A 26,131-nucleotide genomic window follows, 5' to 3' on the forward strand; every position below is an offset into this window, starting at 1 on the left:
GACCGTCGCAGTTCCCGCCTTGTGTGGGGGCTGCGACCAAAATTAATTCACATAATACGCAATGCGATCGGCAGGAAAGATGGAGAGAGGTTTAGCTGTTGTATTAGAACGCATCGCTTCGATCATTTGACAGACCGCCCATCTGTTTGCGGTAAGCATTCGGTGTCAGACCATATTCTTTTTTAAAACAATTTACAAAATGACTGCAGGACGCAAAATACAGAAATGAACTGATTTCTGTACAGCTTGCCTGGCTGTTTAACAGCATGTAGCGGGCCGCCCTGCATTTTTCTTTTATGATATATTGTGAGAGACTGCAGTTCATATCTTTTTTGAACAGACGGGTCAGATAGTCCGGGTGGAGCTTCACTGCATCGGCGACATCCGATACCCGGATCGGTTCTGTGATATGGCTGTTAATGTAGGAGACGACCTGCATGACATGATAAGACAGTCCGGGACTGTTATGAAGCTCGTGCATGGCAAGTACAAAATCCTTCACAACAGCCCCTTTTCGCGGATCCAGTTGTTCCGGTGTCAGACATGCATCGATCTTTCGGATATGCATATCACTTAAAGTATAGGCCTGTTCCGGATCCAACCCGGCTTCGATACAGAAACGTGTGATCATGGCAGTCAGAATGACCAGGTGGTATTTTTTGTTCTGCAGTGGGGATGAAGACAGCTTTCCCATGCCTTCCATGGTATCTGCATTCATATTTAGTTTCAGTAGCTCCATATCCCCATTTGCGATCCGCCGGTAAAATGAATACTCTGCCTCCATCGGCAGGTGATAAGACTGTTCCTCCTGCTGCGTTAATAACAGTTTCTGTAATTCTTTATTCATGGAAATACTCCTTTCATATAATATACAGCTATAAAAAATATTTGCATACAAGCAGTACTTTTTCAAATGAACGGATTGTACATCACCAAAAATACAATCAGAACAATGAAGGTCAGCTATTTGATATAAAAATCGGATATGTTATATTCCATACATATGCATTTATAGTATCATAAATTCAGAAAATAACAATTACAATTTATTATTTGCTAAATGAAAAGGAGATCATGCATATGAAGACATGGAAAGGGTATCAGAAGGGTGTTAATCTGGGAGGCTGGTTTTCCCAGTGTGATTATTCCGAGGACAGATTCAATAATTTTATTACGGAAGATGATTTTAAAGAGCTTACAAGCTGGGGACTGGATCATCTCAGGCTGCCGGTGGATTATAATCTGGTAGAGACAGAAGACGGACAGTATAAGGAAGAAGGTTTTGCACGGATCAAACGCGCGCTGGAATTGGGACATAAATATGGTTTCAATATGATCCTTGATCTGCATAAGACCGCTGGTTATTCCTTTGATCCGGGAGAAAAACAGAGTGGATTTTTTGGAAACGAAGCTCTTCAGGAACGCTTCTACAGATTATGGGAAGAATTTGCAAAGCGCTTTGGCGGATATGGAGATAAAGTTGCATTTGAATTATTAAATGAAGTAGTAGATAAAGAAGATGGTGCTGTATGGGCAGAGATCGCACCAAAGTGTGTAGAACGTATCCGTGCATATGCACCGACAACTGATATTCTGATCGGTGGTTACTGGCATAACAGCGTGCAGGCAGTCAGAGATATTCCGATGCCGATGGATGAACATATCATATATAATTTCCACAGCTATGACCCTCTTCTTTTTACACATCAGGGCGCACAGTGGGTAGATGACATGCCGGCGGATTATCATATGGAATTCAAAGGCAGCATGGAAGATTTTTGTGCATATGCAAAAGCACACCTGCCTGCAAAGCTTGCCGGAACGCTGTCGATCCTTGATTATAAGGGAAATCTTGATTCAGCATATTTTGAAGATCTGTTTGCCGATGCGATCGCTGTTGCAAAGGAACGAAACGTAGCACTTTATTGCGGAGAATATGGCGTGATCGAAAACGCAGACCCGGCAAACACTGTATTATGGTATAAAGCTATCCATGAAGTATTTGTAAAATACGGTATCGGTCGTGCGGCATGGTCATACAAGGAGATGGACTTCGACCTTCGCGCTGACCGCCTGAAACCGGTATTTGCTGAACTCAAGAAATATTTTTAAGGCTGTTTATCCATATACCCGGGTAAGACAGATAGAGATGGTGGGTTGGTTGTAACATTTGCATAATTTCCGAATAGAAAGGTCACATTGCCGGCGAATGCGGGTGCATGTCTGAGCCCGGAGGGCGAGTTTGCACAAGAGCATGAGCGGATCGAGCATGTGTACCTTTCTCGGAAATGAAGCAAGTCTCAACCAACCCACCATCTCTGTCTGCCTTACCTGGGCCATGGCATTCTTTTAATCAAGGCGTTAATTCTATTTAAGAAACTTTTTCCGGCGTATGCTTGCTTATTCTTTTCGTATGGATTATAATAACAAAAGCTGATTTTTATAGTTAGAAAAGAAGTAGGAGAAAACAAGATGGTAAACGAAGAAAAGGTCAGATTAATGACCAGACTTGCCATGTATGAACAATCAACGGGAAAAGAAGATCTGGAAAAAGGCAGATACTTCAAATCAGATTATGTAAAATATAATTGCCTGAAAACCTTAGTGTCTACAACGATCCTGTTTGTGATAGTTGTAGCGGCATATATTTATTATAACATGGGTAAGCTGATTACAGAGCTGGTAGATCTTGATCTGCTTGGTATGGCCTATAAGCTATTGATCGTATATGCACTTGTATGTATATTATTTATGGTTCTTGCATGGTTTCTATACTCCCATAGATACGCCAAGGCAAAACCTCATATTATAAGATACAATCAGGATCTTAAAAAACTGATCGCATTTTATGATAATGAGGATAAGACCAAAGGAAAGAAAAGGAGGAAGTAATCATGGCATCATTGCTGAGTTTTCGAGATGGTATAAAAAATTTCTGCAGTAAATATGATAAGATCGTGGTACCGGTGATCAGATTTGTGCTTGCACTGCTGATGTTTTGGTCGATCGTACATATAACAGGGGGACATAATGAGACAGCATCCAGCGGATTGATCATTTTCCTGTTATCGGTAGTATGTGCGTTTGTTCCGGATGGACTTGGATATGTATTTGGCGGAGTAATTGCATTTATGAATTATTTTTCCGCAAGCAAGGAGATCGGAATATCATTTATCATCATATTTATTGTGATGTATTGTCTGTATATCCGTTTCTTCCCGAAAACAACATGGATCATGATGTATGCTCCGCTGTTCTTTGTACTGAAGCTGCAGTATCTGCTTCCTGTTCTGGCAGGCATGATCGTTGGACCTACAGCGATCGTACCGATGGCATTCGGTGCAATATTTTATTATTTCTCAATGGATGCGGCAGATTATCTGAAGGAACTGGAGAAATCAACAGATCCGGAAAATATGCTTGAAAGTTACAAATATATATTCCAGCATTTGATTGATAATAAGAATTTATTGCTCACAGTTGCAGTATTTGCGGTTGTGTTGGTGATCGTATATGTTATCTACCGGATGTCTGTAGAATATTCATGGTATGCGGCTATCATTGTCGGTGGTTTATTTGAAATTATTCTTTTCCTGATTGGAAATGTCGTTTTAGAGGCAAGTATTTCGGTTGGACAGATTTTGCTTGGTTCCGTATGTGCAGTGATCATCGGAGTGATCGTACAGTTCTTTAAAACAGTTGTGGATTATTCAAGAGTTGAGAATACACAGTTTGAAGACGACGAATATTACTACTATGTTAAAGCTGTTCCGAAGATCGTTATGGCAAAACAACAGAAAAGTGTAAGAAAGATCAACGCCTCATCACAGGACTCTATGGAGGACGATACGATCAGTGGTGTTACCAGATAATAGAAATTCCTGCATATGACCTGACTATATTGTCAGGTCATAACTGTATATGACAACAGATCACGGCTCAGGCTTTGCCTGACTTATAACAGCTTGTGGAAAGGAGAGATATCAAATGGATAAGCTTATGGCTTTTTTAAAGACCTATTTTGACTGGTTTTATATTACCAGACCGGATGTTAGTGATATTATTGAGATCCTGATACTCTCGTATGTCATCTATAAAATACTGCTTTGGTTTAAGAGCAGTCGTGCTTGGACGTTGTTAAAAGGTATTGTATTGATATTTTTATTTACCATGCTTGCATCTTTATTGCAGTTCAATACGATTCTGTATATTTTAAAAAATGTGTTCAGCATCGGTATTCTGGCGGTGATCATTCTGTTTCAGCCGGAGTTCCGTCGTGGACTTGAAACATTGGGACGAAAGAAGTTTTTTGACTACATCATGCACGAGGATACAGAAGAAAGAGGACTGTCTGATAAAACGATATACGAATTGATCAAGACCGTGACGGTTCTTTCTGCAAATCGGACAGGAGCCTTGATCGTAATTGAAGATAAGGTTGCTCTTGGCGAGTATATTGATACAGGAATTCCGATTGATGCGGTGGTTACCAACCAGTTGCTGCTTAACATATTTGAGCATAATACACCGCTCCATGACGGTGCGGTTATTCTTAGAAATAACAGAGTTATTGCGGCAACCTGTTATCTTCCGTTATCTGCAAATCTTTCTATTAATAAGGAACTGGGAACAAGACATCGTGCAGGGGTTGGTATCAGTGAGGTATCAGACAGCGTGACGCTTATCGTATCTGAGGAGACCGGTTCGATATCGATCGCAAAGGGCGGAGAACTGTATCGGAATCTGGATACAGAGAGTGTTCGTAAGCATCTGGAGCTTTTGAGTCAGGATGATGTAAAGAAGAAAGATGAACGTCGCCTGAAAGACAGTAAACGTAGACGTAAGAGTACAAAGAAAAGTACCGGGAAAAAGACGGACTCGAATAATATAAAAACGGAAGGTCTTCTGACAACAGAAAGGAGGCTGACAGTGATGAAAGATAAATTATTCAGTAATTGGGGACTGAAACTTCTGTCATTGATCCTTGGATTTATCGTATGGGTGACTGTTTTGAATGTAGATGACTATTCAACTACACGGCAGATCAAAGATATACCGGTTACTTTGATAAATACAGATGCGATCACGGATAAGAATCAGTTGTACGATATTGTATCCGGTGAAACGGTAGACATAATTATAAAGGGCAGACGATCTGTTGTGAATTCGCTTGGGGCATCTGATTTTACTGCAGTTGCAGACATGTCAAAATTATCGATCACAAATGCTGTCAACATTACAGTAACAGCAAATTCTCCGTCCGTTAATAATAACATCAGTATTACGATCGTAGATAATGTGCTTCAGGTTGAACTGGAGGAAGAACAGACAGCATCCCTTCCTGTAACGGTAACTACAAAAGGAGAGACTGCAAAGGGATACACAACAGGTGTTCCGGTATCTACACCAAATCTGATAACGGTTAAAGGTGCGGCAAGTGTGATCGAACGGATAGAAAAAGCAGAGGTGCAGGTGGATGTATCAGGACGATCATCTGATGTAACAGCAACATGCACACCAATCTTCTATGATGCAAATGGTGAAGAGATATCCGGTAAGAAGCTGGAAAGCAAGGCCACGGGAATCTTGGTAACTGTACCGGTGTATAAGACGAAAAAGGTAGCTGTCAAGATTGAGACAACAGGTGTCCCGGCGGAGAACTACAAAGTTGTCAATGTAGAATATGTTCCAAGTGAGATTACGGTCGGCGGTCCTGCAGATGTGTTACAGAATCTGACAGAGATAAAGATAGATGACATTGATGTAGCCGGATGTAATGAGGATCTTGAAAGTACGATTGAGGTTGCAAAATATCTGCCTGAAGGCGTTGTACTTGCTGATGAGAATACAAGTATCAGTGTGCGTGTCACAATTGAGCGGAATATCAGCAGAACGATGACGGTATCGGCAGAAGACATTACGATCAATAATAAAATGACCGATTATGATTACTCGATTCAGTTCCCGGAGGGGAATACGGTTGTGATATCCGGTCTGTCAGATGAAGTGTCCAAGCTTACTGCGAAGGACTTAAAGATTATAGTTGATGCAGAGACATTGTCCGTGGGAACAAATACTGTTGAGCTGTCGATAGAAGACAGCGATACATATACGATCGAGAGTACCTGTAAGGTAACGATTGAGGTTACGGCTATGCCATGATACGGTAATAACAGGCAATAGTAAAACGCTGGATCAGGCAGTTTCGCTATTGCCTGTTTATATATTATGCAGAAGGGAGATTGATATATGGAACAGGTGAATGAGAAAATAGCAAGGTTAAAAGAAATTGTTGAAGAATCCGAACGTATGGTTTTCTTTGGTGGGGCAGGTGTTTCTACAGAGAGTGGAATTCCGGATTTTCGAAGTGTAGACGGACTCTACAACCAGAAATACAAATATCCGCCGGAAACGATCATCAGCCATAGCTTCTATATGCGTGATCCTGAAGAGTTTTACCGGTTTTATAAAGATAAAATGATTTATCGGGATGCAAAACCGAATATGGCACATAAAAAACTTGCCGAACTGGAAGCACAGGGCAAGCTTGCAGCGATCGTAACACAGAATATTGATGGTCTGCATCAGATGGCAGGAAGTAAGAATGTGATCGAGTTGCATGGCTCTATTCACAGAAATTATTGTACAAAATGTCACAAATTCTACGATCTGGATTATATTATTCAATCAGATGGTGTACCAAAATGCAGTTGTGGTGGAATAATTAAGCCGGATGTAGTATTATATGAAGAGGGGCTGAACAATGACGATATCGAGAATGCAATCCGGTATATTTCGGAAGCAGATACATTGATCATTGGCGGAACTTCATTGGTTGTTTATCCTGCCGCCGGATTGGTTCGGTATTTCAGGGGAAAACATCTGGTAGTTATTAATATGTCACCGACACAGACGGACGGTCAGGCAGATCTTCTGATCGCTGACAAGATCGGAAAAGTGCTGGGACAATTATAAAAATGAAAATAAAACGAAATGGAGAAAGACATGAACAAACTAGACCTTCAAAAAAAGGCTGTTGACATCCGTAAAGGAATTATTTCCTCCGTACATTCTGCAAAAGCAGGACATCCGGGCGGATCACTTTCGGCAGCAGACATTTTTACTTATCTTTATTTTGAGGAATTACATGTAGATCCGAAGAATCCAAAGGATGAGAACAGAGATCGTTTTGTATTATCCAAAGGACATACAGCACCGGGTTACTATTCAGCCCTTGCTGAGAGAGGATTTTTTCCGGTTGAGGATCTTCTGACTCTGCGGCATATCGGTTCTTATTTACAGGGACACCCGGATATGAAGCATATTCCTGGTGTGGACATGTCATCCGGTTCTCTCGGACAGGGACTTTCCGCAGCAGTCGGTATGGCACTGGCAGCGAAGATGTCCGGTAAGGAATACAGAACCTACTGTCTGTGCGGAGACGGAGAGATCCAGGAGGGACAGATCTGGGAGGCTGCTATGTTTGCAGGTCACAGAAAGCTGGATAACCTTTTAGTGATCGTAGATAATAATAACCTTCAGATCGACGGAACCGTTGAGGATGTATGTTCCCCATATCCGATCGATAAGAAGTTTGAAGCATTTAATTTCCATGTAATTAATATCGACGGAAATGATTTTGATCAGATCGATGCAGCATTCAAGGAAGCAAAGGCAACCAAGGGAATGCCGACAGCGATCATCGCCCATACCGTAAAAGGTAAGGGAGTATCCTTCATGGAGAACAATGTGGGATGGCATGGCAAAGCTCCGAATGACGAGGAGTATGCGATTGCAATGGAAGAACTGGAAAAGGCAGGTGACGTGTTATGTCAGAAGTAAAGAAGATCGCAACAAGAGACAGCTATGGTAATGCATTGGTTGAGCTTGGAAAAGAACATGAGAACCTGATCGTACTGGATGCAGACCTTGCAGCAGCAACAAAGACCGGAATCTTCAAGAAAGCATTTCCGGAACGCCATGTAGATTGTGGTATCGCAGAATGTAACATGGCAGGCATCGCAGCCGGAATGTCAACCTGTGGATATGTGCCGTTTATGAGCTCCTTTGCGATGTTTGCGGCAGGCAGAGCCTTTGAACAGGTGAGAAACAGTATCGGATACCCACATCTAAATGTAAAGATCGGAGCAACCCACGCAGGTATCTCCGTAGGAGAAGACGGAGCGACCCACCAGTGTAATGAAGATCTTGCCCTGATGAGAGAGATCCCTGGCATGGTGGTTATCAATCCATGTGATGATGTAGAAGCAAGAGCAGCCGTAAAGGCAGCATATGAATATGTAGGACCTGTCTATATGAGATTTGGAAGACTGGCAGTACCGGTCATCAATGATGAGACAACCTACAAGTTTGAGATCGGCAAGGGCGTAGAATTACGTCCTGGAAAGGATATCACGATCATAGCAACCGGACTTCCGGTATCTGAGAGCTTAGAAGCTGCGAAGATGCTGGCAGAGGACGGTATCGATGCACAGGTGATCAATATCCACACGATCAAACCGCTTGACGAGGAACTTGTCGTAAAGGCAGCACAGGCAACCGGCAGAGTGTTCACGGTAGAGGAGCATTCGATCATCGGTGGACTCGGCTCAGCGGTTATGGAATGTCTGGCAGAGAAGAATCCGGTTAAGGTAACAAGAATCGGTGTTCGCGATACCTTCGGTGAGTCCGGCCCGGCAAAAGACCTGCTTCATAAGTATGAACTCGACGCAGAGGGCATTTATAAGCAGATTAAAGCAGCATTATAAAATTTCATAAGATTCTTCCGGGAGTCTTTGAAACAAAATAAAAGACAGTATTATATATTATTCCGCAAGTCACTTTCGTTCTATCCTCATGTAACGGTACTAAGCTCCCGCCTGTCAGCGGATCGCTAAGGACCGACATTCGGACAGGCTTGCTTCATAATATTAATACTGTCTTTCATTTTGCTTAAAGTACCGATGGCAGATTTAACTTGTAAAATTTTTATAACGCTGCTTTTTCTATTGTGAAACAACCTGTTTAGAAGTTGCTGACTATGACATAAAAATGCACGGTACATTATCGTTATGGAGCAAGAACTTTCGAGCATCAATGTCTAGGGCAAAAAATGGGAAATAGCATTACTATTATGCAGCAAGCCTGTTCCAACGCCGGTCCTTAGTGAGTCGCCATAGGCGAGGAACTTAGTACCGTTGCGTTGGAATAGAGTGCAAACGACTTGCGTAATAATATGTGATGTATTTCCCATTTTGTTTCAAAGATATACGAACGTGTCTTGCTCCATAATGATAATGTTCCTCTATCATAATTCTAAAATCTTCGGCGCAGTTCTTAAATAAGGATAAAGTCGGTTGACAGAAGCCGGAAGTTTCATTTATCATATCAAGTAGAGTATATCTAAATCTATTATTTCAATAAAATCTTTTCATTCATTGTTCCGTTCATGTTTGGAACAGATACGAAAAATCTATAAAAAGATCAGGAAATAAAACTACATAGGGACAGAGAATTGACAGATCAAAGGGACACTTATACTTATTGTTGTGTACAATCCAGTGAAACAATATGCGTTGGAGCGATAACAGGGGCTTTTATATGTGTACCGGAAAGGGAGGTTGTTTATGCAGGAACAGAAAGTCGAACAGGAAATTGATATCACGAAATTATCGAATGAATTTACTTACAGAAAATACATGATGAGCAGGGACTCCGTACGGCATTTATTTTCTAAATTAAGTGTTGCGGAATATGTCGCACTGCAAAGTATAGAGGCGATCAGCGGAGATTCCGCTATTTATGGAGGAAAGGCATATCTGACCGATCTATCGGTGCGTATGCAGATGAGTATCCGTAAGACATCAAAGGCAGTCCGGGATCTCAGAGATCGTGGCTATGTCAAATGGTCACATGATGGAAATGGTACGGACGGAACTTATGTAACGATCACGGATGCCGGTGCGAAACAGCTTCATGAGCAGGAAACGATCATTAAGGACTTTTACGGAAATGTAATTAACAAATTCGGCAAAGAGAATATGATCAATCTGTTGATCCTGATGAAGGAGCTGGATACGGTTATGGAGAGTGAGATTGAAGAAATGCAGGTGGTGAAGAATGATGATGAGTCTGATGAAAATGAATGAGTATGTGGCAATACAGGAAAAGATATGCGAGAAAAATGATTATATCGCACCAAGATTATATGATGAATATGGAGTAAACCGCGGACTTCGCGATGACCGCGGAGTTGGTGTATTGACCGGTCTGACGAACATTTCAAAGATTGTATCCTCTAAGGTGCAGGATGGCAAGAAAGTACCTTGTGACGGAGAACTTTGGTACAGGGGTTATCGGGTGGAGAATCTGATCGGAAGCCTGGGAGAAGATGAACTGGGATTTGAAAAGGTGGCATATCTCTTGCTGATGGGTGAGCTGCCAAATGCAGAGGAACAGCATGAATTTGAGAAGATCATCGGTGGGCTTCGTACGCTGCCATCGAATTTTACAAGAGATGTTATCATGAAAGCGCCGACAGAGGATATCATGAATTCCATGACACGTAGTATCCTGACGCTTGCATCGTATGATAAGAATGCAAAGGACACCAGTGTGAATAATTCTCTGCGTCAGTGTATCCAGCTGATCAGCGAATTCCCGATGCTGGCTGTATATGGATATAATGCATACAATCACTATGTAAAGAACGATAGTATGTTCATCCATCGTCCGGCAAAGAATCTGTCAACGGCTGAGAATATTCTCATGCTGCTTCGTCCGGATAAGAAATATTCCAAGGTAGAGGCGAAGGTACTTGATACGGCACTGATCCTTCATATGGAGCATGGTGGCGGTAATAATTCAACCTTTACAACAAGAGTTGTTACATCTTCCGGTTCTGATACCTATTCCACAATGGCGGCTGCTATGTCATCCTTAAAGGGACCAAAGCATGGTGGTGCCAATATCAAGGTTATGGAAATGATGGATAATATTCGCGAACATATAAAAGACTATGAAGATAAAGATGAGATAGAAGCATACTTAAGCAAGATACTGAACAAGGAAGCATTTGACAATAAGGGACTGATCTATGGTATGGGACATGCCGTATACTCCCTGTCAGATCCGAGAGAGCGAGTGTTCAAGGATTATGTCGTTAAGCTGGCTCATGAAAAGGGCAGGGAAAAAGATCTCAGGTTGTACGAGAACATAGAGGAGCTTGCCCCGGAGCTGATCGCAAAGCAGCGTAAGATCTTCAAAGGTGTAAGTCCAAATGTGGATTTCTACAGCGGATTTGTATATGATATGCTGGGAATCCCGATGGAGCTTTACACAGCGATGTTTGCAGTCGCACGTATCGTTGGATGGAGCGCACACAGGATCGAGGAGCTGATCACGAATAACCGGATCATGCGTCCGGCATATATGAGTATCATGGAGAAAAATCCCCAGATATAACCAATAGCCAAAAACAAAGCATAGTTTATAACATGAAAACAGACAGTTTATAAGGACCCATTGAGGTTCTTATAAACTGTCTGTTTTTATGTATGGATCGTTGTATCAGTTATAAAATAAATCAGATAATACAGAAGAAAATTTACAGAAGGAAATATATAGAAGGAAATATACAGAAGGAATCCGCATAAACATATATTTTACATAAATAGAAAAGCAACGGATCACATATACTTAGAAAGAAATGTAAAATTTCCAGATGCTTTTCAGGGGTTATCAGAAAGAACCGGAAATAAGGGAAATTATTTGGGGGATGCCGGTAATACATTGAAAATAAATGATTTTACCATGATTTTACAAAGAATTTTCAAATGCTTGATAGCGACAAAAATCGGGATGATGTAAATTGAAGAACAGTGAAGCAGAAGAGAGATAGATGGTATATGAAAGTAACACTTGAAGATGTAAAGAAGAACAAAGCGGTTCAGACATATATAAGGATGGCAGATGAATCTCTGCGCGCAATGGGATATACGGAGCATGGATTTGCACATGTAGAACGTGTGGCAGAGACAGCAAGGGAGATACTGCTGACACTTGGATATTCCGAGCGGGAAGCAGAGCTTGCGAGCATTGCGGGGTATCTGCATGATATCGGAAATGTTGTGAACCGGGAAGGACATGCGCAGTCCGGTGCGGTCATGGCATTTCGGATATTAGATGATATGGGAGCAGACCCGGAGGACACAGCTGTAATTATAACAGCAATTGGAAATCATGATGAGTCAGCAGCATTTCCGGTAAATCCGATCGCAGCAGCATTGCTGATCGCGGATAAAAGTGATGTGAGAAATTCAAGAGTCAGGAATACGGATATTTCATCCTTTGATATTCATGACAGAGTGAACTATGCCGTAAAAGAAAACAAACTGAAGATTACCAGAGATTCACATATTGAGCTGAAGTTAAAGATCGATAAATCTATGTGTGCCGTTATGGATTATTTCGAGATCTTTTTACAGCGTATGATCCTGTGCAGGAAGTCGGCAGAGGTGCTTGGGCTGGAATTCTGGCTTACGATCAATAAACAGCGGGTAATCTGACAGGGGGTGTATGGCGATTCAAAGAATATTTCATTACATAAAAGAGAAAATAACAGGAGCGATTCAAAGAATGAATAACGAAGAAAAGAATCTGAAAAATCAGGAGTCTGTAACTACAGATGGAACAGAGAAAGTAACGATCATAACAGGTAATACGGATGTATCTGAGGATTGTTCAAATGATGACATACGAAAGGATGAATCAAAAAACAAAGTAAAGGGTATTCGGTTTGGAAGAAAAAATAAGCAGAAGGAAGAAAGTGAGAAAATACAGGAAGAGAAGCCGGTAAAAAAGGTGAATCATGTCGGACTGTATGAAAATCGTGAATTATCATGGTTGAAGTTCAATGAGCGTGTGCTGGAGGAGGCAGAAGATACCTGTGTTCCATTGTGTGAGCGGATGACATTTCTGTCTATTTTTCAGAGTAATCTGGATGAATTCTTTATGGTGCGTGTCGGTTCTTTGGAGGATCAGAAGCTGTTAAGCCAGAAGCTTCGGGAGAATAAGACGAATATGACAGCGGGAGAGCAGATCGATGCAATCTTAAAGCGTGTATCCGAGTTGAATGACAGGAAGGATGCCATCTATACGTCTATTATGAAAGAGGTTGGAGAGAAAGACGTTCATCTGACTGATTTCAAAGCACTTACAAAATCGGAGAGCAAATATCTGGAAGAATATTTTATGAAAGAGATTGTGCCACTGTTATCTGTTATGATCGTGGGAAGAAAGCAGCCGTTTCCATTTTTGAAGGGACAGGAGATTTATGCGCTTGCGGTTCTTGGAACACGAAGTGACAAGAAAAAGATCGGAATCATTCCGTGCAGCAGTTCTGTATTCCCAAGACTGATCCGGATTCCGACGAAGGATGATACTTATATGCTGGTCGAAGAACTGATCCTGCATTTTCTGCCAAAGGTTTATAAAGGCTATAAGGTTCTTGAAAAATCCGTGATCCGTGTAACGAGAAATGCGGATATTGATTTTAATGCAGTCTATGATGAAGACCTTGATTACAGAGATAAGATGGCACAGATCGTAAAGCTCAGAAAGAAGCTGGCACCTGTACGACTGGAATTATCCCGAGATATTAATGGAGATATGATAAAGCAGGTATGCGAGTATGCAGAGATGGAGGAACCGCATGTGTTCTTAAATCAGGCACCGCTTGACCTCTCCTTCTTGTTACAGATTGAGGATATCCTGAGAAAGGATGCAACGCTTGTCTATCAGAGACGTGTGCCACAGGCATCTCCGATGCTAAAGAGCAATGAGCATATCATACCACAGATATTGGATCATGATGTATTGTTATCCTATCCGTATGAGAGCATCAAACCGTTTTTGCAGATGCTTCAGGAGGCTGCCCGCGATCCGGAGGTTATCTCTATTCGTATGACACTTTACCGTCTGGCAAGAAACAGCAAGGTGGTAGAGGCTTTGACCGAAGCTGCCGAAAATGGCAAGCAGGTTGATGTGCTGGTTGAATTAAAGGCCAGATTTGACGAGGCAAATAATATCGAGTGGAGTCGGACATTAGAGGATGCGGGCTGCCATGTTGTATATGGTATAGATGGCTTAAAGGTTCATTCAAAGCTATGCCTGATCACCAGAAAGGTTGGAGATGAGATTCAGTATATTACACAGGTGGGAACCGGAAATTATAACGAAAAGACTTCCAGATTATATACGGATCTGTCACTGATCACGGCAGATAAAAGGATCGGTGAGGAGGCAGCAAAGGTATTCCAGGCAATCCTGCTTGGTTCCGTGGTAGAAGATATGGAGCATCTGCTGGTTGCACCAAAATGTCTTCAGAATAAAGTAATTGCTATGATCGAGAATGAGATTCAGATCGCAAAGGAAGGAAAGCCGGCTTATATCGGAATCAAGATCAATTCGCTGACAGATAAGAAGATCATAGATAAGCTGATCGATGCATCCAGAGCCGGAGTAAAGATCGATATGGTGATCCGTGGTATTAACTGTTTGAGAAGCGGAATACCGGGGGATACCGATAATATCCATATTGTAAGTATCGTGGGGCGTTTTCTGGAACATTCCAGAATCTATATATTCGGAACGCATGACAGAGATAAGGTCTATATCGCATCGGCTGATTTTATGACGAGAAATACACTTCGCCGTGTGGAGGTCGCAGCACCGCTTTATGATGAGACGGTAAAGAATAAAGTTCGTAAGATATTTGCAACGATGCTTCGGGATAATGTGAAAGCGAGAGAGCAGCAGCCGGACGGCAGCTATAAAAAGCTTCCGATGGTCGGACCTGTGTTGAATTCTCAGGAATATTTCTATGAGGAAGCATACAAAGAAGCAGGTGATGCCTTTCATCAGTTATTGCGCAGGCAGGATGCGGAACAGGAAAATAAATAGCAGATAATATAAGCGAATAAGCGATAAGAATAAAACAGCTATAGAACGCGCATAATTTCTATAGCTGTTTTATTGCTGTATTTGTATTATTAGGTTGAAAAAAGCGGGTGAAATAGATATAATAAAGTAGTCGAAACAGGTAGATTTTTAGAGAATTATTTTAGGCAACAAACCTGTCACTGATAAAAATGAGTAAGGAGTTTTAACAGCAGCATGAAGCTTTCAATTATATGGAGATTATCTGACAGGGAGGAAAAGAACCTCATCACAGGGAACAGCCTGCAGAAGCAGCTGGAGGGTTATACAGGTGATATTCAGCTTTTGATCTACAAGGGAAACGGACAGACATTTGAGGAGACTTTGACAGGTAAAAATCTTGATATTTCTATATATGATATAAATAAAATCCCAGAGAACAGTAATATATTTGAAGACGCCAAAAGTCATGTAACAGGTGATTATGTTACATTTACGGATAGCGGTGACCGGTGGTCAGACGGAGCATTTGTACGTCTTGTAGCAGAACTTGAGATGCATAATAAAAGTACGGTTATTATGCTGAAAAAATGCGGCCCAGATGGGTCTGTTGATGCATTTGCAGGGGATACGACAGGGAAAAAGGTGATCGATCAGGTGCTTCGTAAGAAATTCCACTGCCATCCGTTTTATTTTGGTGGAACAATTCTACGTACAGATAAAATGAATAAACTGGAATTCAAAAATGAATATAAGCAGGCAATGGAACAGGCCAGTATGCTGGATATCTGTGCAAAAGAAAAGAATGTATTATATATCAGCTATATCACATATTTGCGTGATATGGATGAAAATCAGCCATATGCAAAGAATCAGACGGATCTGTTCCGGACATTCTGGCTGCCATTTCTTGCAGAGCTGCAGACTCAGTATGAGACAGTTCCGGTATTTATTCAATATCATTTGATGCATGTGTTAAAAGGCTTTATAGAGCAGAATATGACGGATTGCGGATTTGGAGAAACTGATCCTGATCGCGAAGTGGTGTTTTCCGAGATTAAACAGCTGCTTTCATATGTAGAAGATGATGTTATGCTGAACTGCTACAAATTGAAGGAAACACAGGTTCCGGATATTGTAAAGATGTTTTATGGAAAATTAAAGTATGACGAAGAATATGTCTTTGAGAAGAAGTATTTTGATGCAGAAGCATATTATGGATCGGAAAATACGATCCTGGATAAGATAAGTAATCTGAAGCTTCAGATCGATCAGATCAAATACAGGGATGGAAATTTGTGTGTGGATGGACATGTTCATCCGATCCTTGCTGCTATGGCTGATCAGGTTTATTTTATGTTTGGTGGCAAGAAGAAAGTATTTGTTTACAGCGGCAGTTATACAGGAAAAGAGATTATGGGGCAGACGATGTATCAGGAAGCGATGATACATGTAGATATGCCATTTGAGGATCGAAAAGATTGTTATCTCTTATGTTTTGCTAATTTCGGTGATGAATCTATCAGGATTCCTTTGGGATTTGATTCGGCATATGTTCCGATAAGTGATCCAAATGTTGGAATTGAATGGAATCTTGGCGGATACAGTGCCAGATCAGAAAATGATGGTATTTATTTTTTCAAATGTTCTAATCAGGATAAATGCCAGAAAGAAAAATTATTTGAGAAGAAACTGGGAAAAGCTCGTACACAGGCTGCAAAAGAAAATTGCAGGCTCAGAAAAATGTTCTATAAAGAGACTGCAAATAAGAATAATGCAGTAGTGTTATTCATGGCTGATACGGATCAGACAGAGAGTCGTATCACGGAATTATATCAATATGCAGTATCTGAAAAAGATGGAAATGAATATTATTTTGTTTCAGAACCTGGAAGCACAGTATGGAAAAACCTGGAAGCTGCCGGGGGCAGAATGGTAGAAAAGAACAGTATGCAGCATAAACTGTTAATGCTGTTAGCAGACAGATTGATCGTATCGACTACGGACTTAAGGGGGTATATTCCATTTGATGGAGAGCAGATGGAGTATGTCAGAGATTTAATACATTTTGATGTAGTATGTATAGGAGAGCCTGGACAGGGGACAGATATTGTTATGGAAAGATATCGCTGGGAGACTCCGATCCGGCTTTATTTCTGTACATCGGAAGAACAGATGCTTCAGATGCAGAGACCTGAATATGGATTTTACGGAAGAGATATTCTGCGTTACAAAGAAGACATATCTGAAATATATAGCAGCATTAAACTGGAACTGAGCGAGGAAAAGAAACCGGAAAAGATCCATTTGCTTCCGAATCAGTCAGAAGGACTTGTTGACTGTAAGAAGACCACAGAACCGGATACTACAGAACATAAGGAATGGGAATCTCAGGTTCAGGAGATGGTAGAGCTTGCAAAAGAGAACAAGGTAAAACCCGGTAGGAAAAATGTAACAGATGCTTATTACGGTCGTAAGATCGTTCCAAATACGGTTGCTCTGGTAGGACTTGGAAAAGGCGTGCGTGGTTCCATGCAGTATATCCTGAATGAACTGAATTCAAATGACTGCTTCAGGGATTTTAAGATCTATGTGCGGACGGATGAGGAAACGGATGCAACAGTTCAGACCTATATTAAGAATAATAACTGGACGCGGACACAGACCATTATAAAAGATGCACAATATATGGAGATAATAGAGTCTGCACAGTATCTGCTCACTGAGGTATATTTCCCGGTTGGCTGGGTGAAAAAGGATGGCCAGACCTATATCAATATCTGGCATGGCACACCATTAAAGAAGCTGGGACTTGCCAAGAATGCAAACGGAAAGCATAAAGATGGAAACACACAGAAGAATTTTATAGATGCAGATTATCTGTTATATCCAAATGAATACACAAAGGTGCATATGCTGGAGTCATATAAGGTAGCAACACTGATGCAGGGAAAAGCTTTGAACCTTGGTTATCCAAGAACCGGCGGAATGCTTGCAGCATCAAAAGCAGATCTGCATGAGCTTCGTGCCGAACTTGCGCCGAACGGTGAACATCTGTATGCATATATGCCTACCTGGAAAGATTATCTGGACGTAGAACAGGTTATAGATGAGTCAAAAGAATTATTAGATTATCTGGATGCAAATCTCAGAGATGATCAGATCTTATATGTAAATCTGCATCATAAAGTCAGTGATTCTCTTGATTACAGTGTATATAAGAGAATTAAGAAATTCCCGCCGACGGTAGACAGTTACCAGCTGCTTGCGCTTACAGATGCATTGCTCACGGATTACTCCAGTGTATTTTATGATTATCTGGTGCTGCGCAGACAGATCATTCTGTATTGCAATGATTATGAATTATATCGCAAGAAACGTGGAACATACATGGATCTGATGGAGCTTCCATTTGACAAAGTGCGTACGAAAGAAGAAGTGCTGGAAGCAATTAACCGCGGAAAGACATATGACGATGAAGCTGCATATAAGGAATTCTGCGCTTATGATTCTGTGGATAATGCGAAGAAGCTCTGTAGTCTGTTTACAGGTACAGAGGAATATGTAGATGTAGAGCCAATTTCGGATCATGCGAAGAAACAGGTGCTGATCTATTCGGATTCCTGTGGAGATTCGGAAGATACCAGACGTCTTCGAACCTATATAGAATCTGACGGGCATGATGATATGGATGTATTCATTTCATGTAACCGATATCTGACAAATGACAATAAGGATACAGCTTATCCGATGCTGAATAAAATACCGGTTATTGGAACTCATGATGAATATCATTTGAGTGGAGCAGGTATTGCAGCACAGAAGCTCTATGACAATAAAAAGATCACGATCGAACAGGCAATGGGAGTATGGAAATACGACTATGCGGCCGCCGGTAGACGTTTCTTTGGACAGGCGCCATTTGATCTGATCCTATTATATGATGTCATCGATGCACAAAAGCTTCTGTCATTGACATTTATGGAAACACCAAATAAAATATTATGTATCAGTGATGACATGTTCAGGAAACTGGTGGTAGAAAAAGATCAGTTTCTTAAGGATGCCCTGAAGGTGTGCCTGCCATACATGAGGGGAGTATTTGTAAAGACAGAAGAACAGCGGATGATTTTCAAAGCCATATACGGTGATGCATATGCAGTTCAGCTTATTACAAATGAAAAAGATTTAAAGAATCTGATTGCGTTAGCTGTCAGGGATGAAGGAGAATGATATGAAGAAGGTAATTACGTATGGAACATTTGATCTGCTCCATTATGGACATATTAACCTGCTCCGCAGAGCAAAAGAGATGGGCGATTATCTGATCGTTGCATTATCAACAGATGAATTTAACTGGAATCAGAAGAAGAAGAAATGTTATTTTTCATATGAAGAAAGAAAACAGCTTCTGGAAGCAATTCGCTATGTAGATCTGGTTATTCCGGAGGAAAGCTGGGAGCAGAAGAAAGAAGATATCAAGGAATTCAAAGTAGATACCTTTGTTATGGGAAATGATTGGGAAGGAAAATTTGACTTCTTAAAAGAGCAGTGTGAGGTTGTATATCTGCCAAGAACACCGGATATCTCAACGACACAGATCAAAGATGATTTAGGAAAATAAAAGGCGGTTAATCAGCATGAAGGTTCATGTGCCACATTTGAAGTTAGGGCATAAGACAAGAAGACTTGTATATGTCGGAAATGGTGCAACATCAGTAGACAGTGAATATAATAAGACAGGATCGGCAGATTGTGACCGACGCTTTGTCAGTACTATATGGAGCGGATTCTCATATCCGAAACTACAGAACCCTTTTGTAAGAGAAGATGCAGACTGTATCGGTTTTTATGCCAGAAGACGGACTCCTGCTGTATGGGAATGGTACTGTACGGATGGAAGCTGGCACAGAACAGAGGCGGATATGCCGGAAAAAATGCTGCTTCCGGTTGGATCATCAGTGAAAGAGCTGTATAAGGAAGAGAATAGTATTTATTTTGTCACACAGTGGGAAGATAAGCATGGAATTCGCGTGAACTGCGGATCAGATATATTCTCAAAGCCTTTGATGGGACATGCATTTGGTGGCATGGATGACAAGACTTATCATAATACGATGGCAGCACTGGAGCATGGGATAGGAACAGGTTATAAGGATTTTGAGATCGATTTTTCCTATACCACTGATGGTCGGTTGGTACTTAGTCATGGTTGGTCGCCGAGTAACTGCAAGTGTCTCGGAATTACATATAAACCGGATTTTGATAACATGACATATGAACGTGTGATGAATATGCCGATTCATGGGAATCCGATCATGGATGCGAGACAATTTTATGAAAGAGTAAAGGACGAACCGGACTACAGGTTTGAGGTGGATTTTCATAGTAAGAAAGATGGAAATGAAATTAAAGAAATCACAGAAATTTTGTTGGATGATTTTCAGCATGATGAGGCATTCCTGGATCGACTGCTGGTACAGGTATACAATAAGACAATGTATGAACAGATAGATTCTGTATATCTTTTTAAAAATTATATGTATCTGGTTGGACGGCGGACGGAAAGGCTTGATTCCATTATTACGTATTGTCTGGATCATGGAATATGCAGCATAGCTATTCGGATGAATTATGTGAATGAGAAAATGATTCATAAAGTTCATAATGCAGGATTGTATGTATTTTGCTATACGATTAAGAAAGATGCAGATTATGCAAAACACCTGTTGGATTCCGGTGTTGATACAATCTGTACGGATTTTGTTACAGAGGAGCTGTTGGATGAGGCGGATGGGTTTGGATATTTTCCATTCTATATATGCTATAACAGTGATCGAGCTGATGTAGAAAATCATTATTCAGAAGATGTTCAAGATCAGTTTTTACAGACGAAGAAGGGAAATCTGGAGTACAAGGACAAAACGGTTTGGGAGAATGACGGAACAGGAACACTTCGTAAATGTGAATTTTCGGTTCCGGGAAAACGTTTCGTTGGTTGGAAGCTTCGCGTAACCTTAGATGGAAATACATTCTGGTATTGTAAAGATGGATTGTATCATATCAAGAAGGATTTCGATGAGACAAAGGATGTCATACCTTACATATTTGCAGATGAGGCGGTCATTCCTGTCTGGAAGGTAAAACGAAACATGAAATTAGTGATGGTAGCTATATGGGAGGATCTTGGGTGATTCTCCCATATTTTCTAGTTTTTCCGATGTTCTATCCGCCTGTGTCTGCTGTCAGGGTGGAGAGGAAAACATAAAGTGTAATTTCCGTTATGATGCCGGCACTAGCTGCCGGCACAAAGCCCTTGTCTGAACCCATAAGGGTGAGTTAGGGCGACTGACGGCAAATAGGCGTGCGGGCAGAATAGGAAATGAAACGCGTTTTCTCTCCACCCTGACCGCAGGCACAGGCGGATGGAATGCGGCATATGTTGATAGCTTGTTTTTACCAAGTACGGCTGACAGCAGGTACAGGCGGATGGAATGCGGTATATGTTGATAGCTTGTTTTTACCAAGCACGGCTGACCGCAGGTACAGGTAAATGGAATATCGAATAACAAAGATAAAACAGGGAAGGAAATATGATTATGAAGATAGTGTTTTTGGATCGTAAGACGATAGGAGAAGATATTGACTTGACAGACTTTGAGACTTTGGGTGAGGTTGTAACATATGAAATGTCACAGCCGGAAGAAGTTCCGGAGCGGGTAGTAGATGCAGATGTTATCATCGTGAATAAGGTACCGGTAAACGAGCAGACGATCGGAACTGCTCAGAATCTGAAGCTGGTCTGCGTAGCAGCAACCGGAACAAATAATCTGGATAAAGATTATCTGGATAAACGGGGAATTGAATGGAGAAATGCAGCCGGATATTCCACCACGATCGTTGCACAGCACACATTTGCCATGCTCTTTTATCTGCTCGAAAAGCTTCGGTATTATGATGATTATGTAAAGAATGGATCATATCAGAAAAATGATGTATTTACCTGGTTTGGCGAGCCGTTTACAGAGCTTGCCGGAAAGACATGGGGCATCATCGGACTTGGAGCGATCGGAAGGAAGGTAGCAGATATAGCAAAGGCATTTGGCGCACATGTAATCTATTATTCGGCATCCGGCAGACCGGCACAGGAGGGCTATGAGCAGGTTGACCTGAATACACTTCTTCGGACATCTGATGTTATATCGGTTCATGCGCCATTAAATGAATATACCGAGAACCTGATGGATAAAGTGGCATTTGCAAAGATGAAACGATCCGCGATCTTCCTGAACCTTGGACGTGGACCGATCGTAGTAGAAGAAGATCTTGCGGAAGCCTTGAAGCAGGGCACGATCGCAGCCGCAGGCGTAGATGTCCTTCGGACGGAACCGATACAGCCGGACAATCCTTTGCTTGCTATAAAGGACAGCCATAAGCTACTCATCACGCCACATATCGCCTGGGCAAGCACCGAAGCCCGCACCCGCCTGATGCAGATCGTCCTTGACCATGTAAAGGATTTTGTTGAGACGAGATAAAATGGGTATAAAGAGTGCGTGGGCGGATTGATACCCGGAAATAATTAAGAAGATGGGTATGGTGTGAAATAAAATGATTTTATACCCATAAATAAAATGATTTCAGGGTATGAAAGATTTCTATGGATGATAATACCCGAAAGTAAGGTAGAGATAAGGGTATAGATTATCAAAATAAAAGCATATACCCTAAAAATAAAATTTGATGTGGTATGAAGTGTTATAAAGTGGTTTGGTACCCATTAACTATATAAAGCAGGAGAAAAGAATTAGTATAGTGCAGAAAAATAAAATAGAGGACCCTGAGATATATATTCACTATTATGAAGCAAGCCTATCTGAATGTCGGTCCTTAGCGATCTGCGAAAGCAGGAGCTTAGTACCGCTACATGAAGATAGAACGAAAGTGTCTTGCGTAATAATATGTGAATTAGATCTCAGGGTCCTCTATTTTATTTTAACAATTTATTCAAAAGGCTGCTTATTATGACGGCTGAAGAAATCACGCGTTTCCCTTACAACCACACCGCTTAAAGCAAAGATGGCGATCATATTAGGAATAGCCATCAGTCCGTTGAAGATATCGGCGATCGTCCATACAGCAGAAACTGTCATGTAAGGTCCGATAAATACAGCAAGAATGTATAACCATCTGTAGATCATGATGGATTTCTTTTTGCCGCCGGATAAGTATTCCAGACAACGCTCAGAATAATAATCCCATCCAAGGATAGTTGTAAATGCAAAGAATACCAGACAGAGCATTAACAGGAAGCTTGATATCGTTGCAGGAATCGGAAGTCCCTCGTTAAAAGCATATGTGGTAACCTGAACACCCTGTAAACCTTCTACTTTCCATGCACCGGTAAGAACGATGGAAAGACCTGTCATTGTACAGATAATGATGGTATCGATGAAAGTACCTGTCATGGATACAAGACCCTGACGAACCGGTTCCTTTGTCTGGGCAGCGGCTGCTGCGATAGGAGCAGAACCAAGACCGGCTTCATTTGAGAAGATACCACGCGCTACACCTTTTTGCATAGCAATGATAAATGAACCGGCGATACCACCTGCAACAGCAGAAGGCTTGAATGCGCTCTTTACAATGATAACAACAGCCTCAGGAATCTTAGTGATGTTACAGATCAGTAACATCACACATATAACAATATAGATAACAGCCATAAATGGAACGATGATCTGGGATACGCTTGCGATACGCTTCAGTCCGCCGATCAGAACGAGTGCAACACATACACTTAAGATCAGGGAAGCGATAACAACGGTCCATGAATAAGTACCGATCCCTGGAATATTAATCGTCCACTGCATGTCAGGATCAAAGAATGAATTAACAGCGGAAGAAATACCATTTACCTGAGAGAAGGTTCCGATACCGAACAGACCTACACAGATACCAAAGAAAGCAAATATTTTTGCAAGCCATTTCCATTTTGATCCCATACCTCTTTCGATATAGTAGAATGGTCCGCCAAGTGCATGGTTGTCCTTGTCAACGACACGATATTTGACAGCCAGAAGACCTTCTGCATATTTGGTTGCCATTCCGAAGAATGCAGCAAGTACCATCCAGAATAATGCTCCCGGTCCACCGGCTCCGATCGCAGTTGCTACACCAACGATATTACCGGTTCCGATCGTAGCGGAAAGAGCAGTACACAGTGCACCAAAGGAAGTAACTTCGCCTTCGCCTTCTTCTTCGTTTTTGATCATCCATTTGAGTGCTAATGGCAGTTTGCGGATCTGAAGAACGCCCATCCGGATTGTGAGAAGAATTCCACCGACCATAATAAGGACCATAAGTGGAGGACCCCACACAAAATCATCGATTTTTGTTAAGATTTCATTTACAGTTGCCCACATGATTTTCTCCTTTTCATTTTTTGTATTGTGGTGATGTGTTATTCTCATAAATTATATGAATAAAGTAAAGAATTATATTACAGAAAAATCAAATATTTATAAAAATAACACAATATTTTAATATAATACATACTTTTCTACGCTAATGCAACAGAATTCGTTTAATTTCGTGAAAAAACAGCGGTAAACACAGCAAAAATTACAAAAAGAAGACTATTTTTTGACTTGCGGAGTTGGGAATCCGATAATAAAATTACTATGGAAATAAAAATGCCGGATAATATCAGATGCGGTTCATAGAAAAAATACCATATAATACAAGATAGGTTTCATATAAATGTGTTGCATAATACGGAGTCATATTAACATACTGCATTACATGGTAAAGAATATATATTAACAGACTATGTTGCATGGTAAAGAATATATATTAACGGACTGCGTTGCAAAATGGTAAATGTTTAAATAGAAAAATACAGGAAAGGATATAATCACAGAATGAATCAGAAATTAACTATCAGGGAATGGCTGCCGCTCATCGGAATGACGGTAGCGGCATTTATATTTAATACATCGGAATTCATGCCAATCGGTCTTCTGACCGATATCGCGGATGATTTTCAGATCACGGAGGCAAAAGCGGGGATGCTGATCTCAGCATATTCGTGGGCGGTTATGCTGTTATCACTGCCACTTATGCTGCTTGCATCAAGGATCAGCTTCCGAAAGCTGCTGTTGGGAACGATTGCGTTATTTGGAATCGGTCAGGTATTATCAGCGGTTGCAGCCGGATATGCGATGCTGATGGCGGCAAGGATCATAGTTGCCTGTGCACATGCGGTCTTCTGGTCGATCGCATCACCGGCAGCAGTTAAGATCGTGCCGGAGAAGTTCAGGTCGTTTGCGATGAGTATGGTAGTAACCGGTACATCCATTGCGATGATATTTGGACTTCCGCTTGGAAGGATCGTTGGATTATATGTAGGATGGAGAATGACATTTTTCTGTGTTGCAGTTGTTGCATTTCTTGCCCTTATCTATATGGCATTTGTATTTCCGAAGGTTGAAGGCGGTACATCCTTTAAAATGAAAGAACTGCCGGTGATATTGAAGAACCCGGTTATGCTTGGGATCATATTAATGTCGTTCTTAGTTGCGGGTGCATACTATACAGGCTACAGCTATATTGAGCCGTTTTTGAAGCAGGTAGCAATGTTTAAGGATAATCTTGTTACTATAACTTTAATGTTGTTTGGAGCTGCCGGAATTCTTGGAAGTTTTCTGTTCTCCTGTGTATATGACAAACACAGATATCATTTTATCCGTGCATCGATCACATTGATCGCTGTTGTCATGCTTTGCCTGAAACCGGCATCGAAATTTACATGGACAATGATATTGATCTGTATGCTGTGGGGTATGGCTGTAACGGCATTTAGCGTTACTTTCCAGTCAGAGACGATCAAAGCGGTTCCGGAGGAAGCCTCCGCTGTGGCCATGTCGATGTTCTCAGGAATCTATAATCTGGGAATCGGATGCGGAACCTGGATCGGTGGTCTGGTATGTACACATGCATCGATGGGGTATATCGGATTTGCAGGGGGGATCATGGCAGTTATAGCTATCCTGTATTGCAGCTTTATACTGATCCCACAGATGAAGAGAAAGTAGATAAATACTTGTATGGAACGCGTAAATATAAACTGTGATGATCAGTTGGAAAAGGCATGGTTAATAATCTCTAAAAAAAATATAAATTTTCGTTGACA

18 protein-coding genes are annotated in these 26,131 nt (G+C 41.3%); 16 read left to right on the top strand and 2 right to left on the bottom strand.

Going from position 1 to position 26,131, the window contains the following annotated elements:
* Nucleotides 1-103: 103 nt before the first annotated feature.
* Nucleotides 104-847, bottom strand: a complete 744-nt coding sequence (locus CLOL250_RS04740) for an AraC family transcriptional regulator (protein ID WP_008401029.1) — start codon at nucleotides 845-847, stop codon at nucleotides 104-106.
* A gap of 233 nt (nucleotides 848-1,080) precedes the next feature.
* Here CLOL250_RS04740 and CLOL250_RS04745 point away from each other — a divergent pair, with 233 nt between their 5' ends.
* The 15 genes from CLOL250_RS04745 to CLOL250_RS04815 all read left to right on the top strand — a co-directional run bounded on the left by CLOL250_RS04745 (nucleotide 1,081) and on the right by CLOL250_RS04815 (nucleotide 22,475).
* Nucleotides 1,081-2,112, top strand: a complete 1,032-nt coding sequence (locus CLOL250_RS04745) for a glycoside hydrolase family 5 protein (protein WP_044945127.1) — start codon at nucleotides 1,081-1,083, stop codon at nucleotides 2,110-2,112.
* A 360-nt stretch (nucleotides 2,113-2,472) separates the two neighbouring features.
* Nucleotides 2,473-2,892 (top strand): hypothetical protein, encoded by a 420-nt coding sequence (locus tag CLOL250_RS04750; protein ID WP_008401032.1) that lies wholly within the window; start codon nucleotides 2,473-2,475, stop codon nucleotides 2,890-2,892.
* A gap of 2 nt (nucleotides 2,893-2,894) precedes the next feature.
* Nucleotides 2,895-3,872 (top strand): hypothetical protein, encoded by a 978-nt coding sequence (locus tag CLOL250_RS04755; RefSeq protein WP_008401033.1) that lies wholly within the window; start codon nucleotides 2,895-2,897, stop codon nucleotides 3,870-3,872.
* Between the two features lie 115 nt (nucleotides 3,873-3,987).
* The gene (gene cdaA, locus CLOL250_RS13655) at nucleotides 3,988-6,162 is read left to right on the top strand and encodes a diadenylate cyclase CdaA (protein ID WP_008401035.1); all 2,175 of its coding nucleotides are present in this window, start codon (nucleotides 3,988-3,990) and stop codon (nucleotides 6,160-6,162) included.
* Nucleotides 6,163-6,249: 87 nt separating this feature from the next.
* Nucleotides 6,250-6,975, top strand: coding sequence for an NAD-dependent protein deacylase (locus CLOL250_RS04765; protein ID WP_008401036.1), 726 nt, complete (start codon nucleotides 6,250-6,252; stop codon nucleotides 6,973-6,975).
* A 30-nt stretch (nucleotides 6,976-7,005) separates the two neighbouring features.
* Nucleotides 7,006-7,842 carry a transketolase gene (locus CLOL250_RS04770; RefSeq protein ID WP_044945130.1) on the top strand — a complete coding sequence of 279 codons (837 nt, stop codon included), beginning with the start codon at nucleotides 7,006-7,008 and terminating at the stop codon, nucleotides 7,840-7,842.
* Nucleotides 7,830-8,768, top strand: coding sequence for a transketolase family protein (locus tag CLOL250_RS04775; protein ID WP_008401038.1), 939 nt, complete (start codon nucleotides 7,830-7,832; stop codon nucleotides 8,766-8,768). The genes CLOL250_RS04770 and CLOL250_RS04775 overlap by 13 nt, the downstream gene beginning before the upstream one ends.
* 858 nt (nucleotides 8,769-9,626) lie before the next feature.
* Entirely contained in the window at nucleotides 9,627-10,148 is a 522-nt protein-coding gene (locus CLOL250_RS04780) for a MarR family winged helix-turn-helix transcriptional regulator (protein WP_008401039.1), read from the top strand.
* Nucleotides 10,123-11,463: a citrate/2-methylcitrate synthase gene (locus tag CLOL250_RS04785; protein WP_119962654.1), complete on the top strand. Its 1,341-nt coding sequence runs from the start codon at nucleotides 10,123-10,125 to the stop codon at nucleotides 11,461-11,463. The genes CLOL250_RS04780 and CLOL250_RS04785 overlap by 26 nt, the downstream gene beginning before the upstream one ends.
* A gap of 443 nt (nucleotides 11,464-11,906) precedes the next feature.
* Nucleotides 11,907-12,566: an HD domain-containing protein gene (locus CLOL250_RS04790; RefSeq protein ID WP_044945136.1), complete on the top strand. Its 660-nt coding sequence runs from the start codon at nucleotides 11,907-11,909 to the stop codon at nucleotides 12,564-12,566.
* 70 nt (nucleotides 12,567-12,636) lie between these two features.
* Nucleotides 12,637-14,961, top strand: coding sequence for a polyphosphate kinase 1 (gene ppk1, locus CLOL250_RS04795; RefSeq protein ID WP_147554291.1), 2,325 nt, complete (start codon nucleotides 12,637-12,639; stop codon nucleotides 14,959-14,961).
* A gap of 213 nt (nucleotides 14,962-15,174) precedes the next feature.
* Nucleotides 15,175-19,170, top strand: coding sequence for a CDP-glycerol glycerophosphotransferase family protein (locus tag CLOL250_RS04800; protein ID WP_008401045.1), 3,996 nt, complete (start codon nucleotides 15,175-15,177; stop codon nucleotides 19,168-19,170).
* 1 nt (nucleotide 19,171) lies between these two features.
* Entirely contained in the window at nucleotides 19,172-19,561 is a 390-nt protein-coding gene (gene tagD, locus CLOL250_RS04805; RefSeq protein ID WP_044945138.1) for a glycerol-3-phosphate cytidylyltransferase, read from the top strand.
* A 16-nt stretch (nucleotides 19,562-19,577) separates the two neighbouring features.
* Nucleotides 19,578-21,131 (top strand): phosphatidylinositol-specific phospholipase C/glycerophosphodiester phosphodiesterase family protein, encoded by a 1,554-nt coding sequence (locus tag CLOL250_RS04810; RefSeq protein ID WP_008401047.1) that lies wholly within the window; start codon nucleotides 19,578-19,580, stop codon nucleotides 21,129-21,131.
* Nucleotides 21,132-21,530: 399 nt separating this feature from the next.
* On the top strand, nucleotides 21,531-22,475 hold the full coding sequence (locus CLOL250_RS04815; protein WP_008401050.1) for a D-2-hydroxyacid dehydrogenase: 945 nt from the start codon (nucleotides 21,531-21,533) through the stop codon (nucleotides 22,473-22,475).
* Between the two features lie 465 nt (nucleotides 22,476-22,940).
* On the opposite strand, the gene CLOL250_RS04820 is transcribed toward CLOL250_RS04815, so the two are convergent.
* Nucleotides 22,941-24,362 (bottom strand): alanine/glycine:cation symporter family protein, encoded by a 1,422-nt coding sequence (locus CLOL250_RS04820; protein WP_044945142.1) that lies wholly within the window; start codon nucleotides 24,360-24,362, stop codon nucleotides 22,941-22,943.
* Nucleotides 24,363-24,860: 498 nt separating this feature from the next.
* On the opposite strand from CLOL250_RS04820, the gene CLOL250_RS04825 reads away from it, so the two are divergent.
* Nucleotides 24,861-26,033, top strand: coding sequence for a sugar transporter (locus CLOL250_RS04825; RefSeq protein WP_008401053.1), 1,173 nt, complete (start codon nucleotides 24,861-24,863; stop codon nucleotides 26,031-26,033).
* Nucleotides 26,034-26,131: the final 98 nt, after the last annotated feature.

It is taken from the genome of Clostridium sp. L2-50, assembly GCF_000154245.1.
Lineage (GTDB): Bacteria > Bacillota > Clostridia > Lachnospirales > Lachnospiraceae > Coprococcus.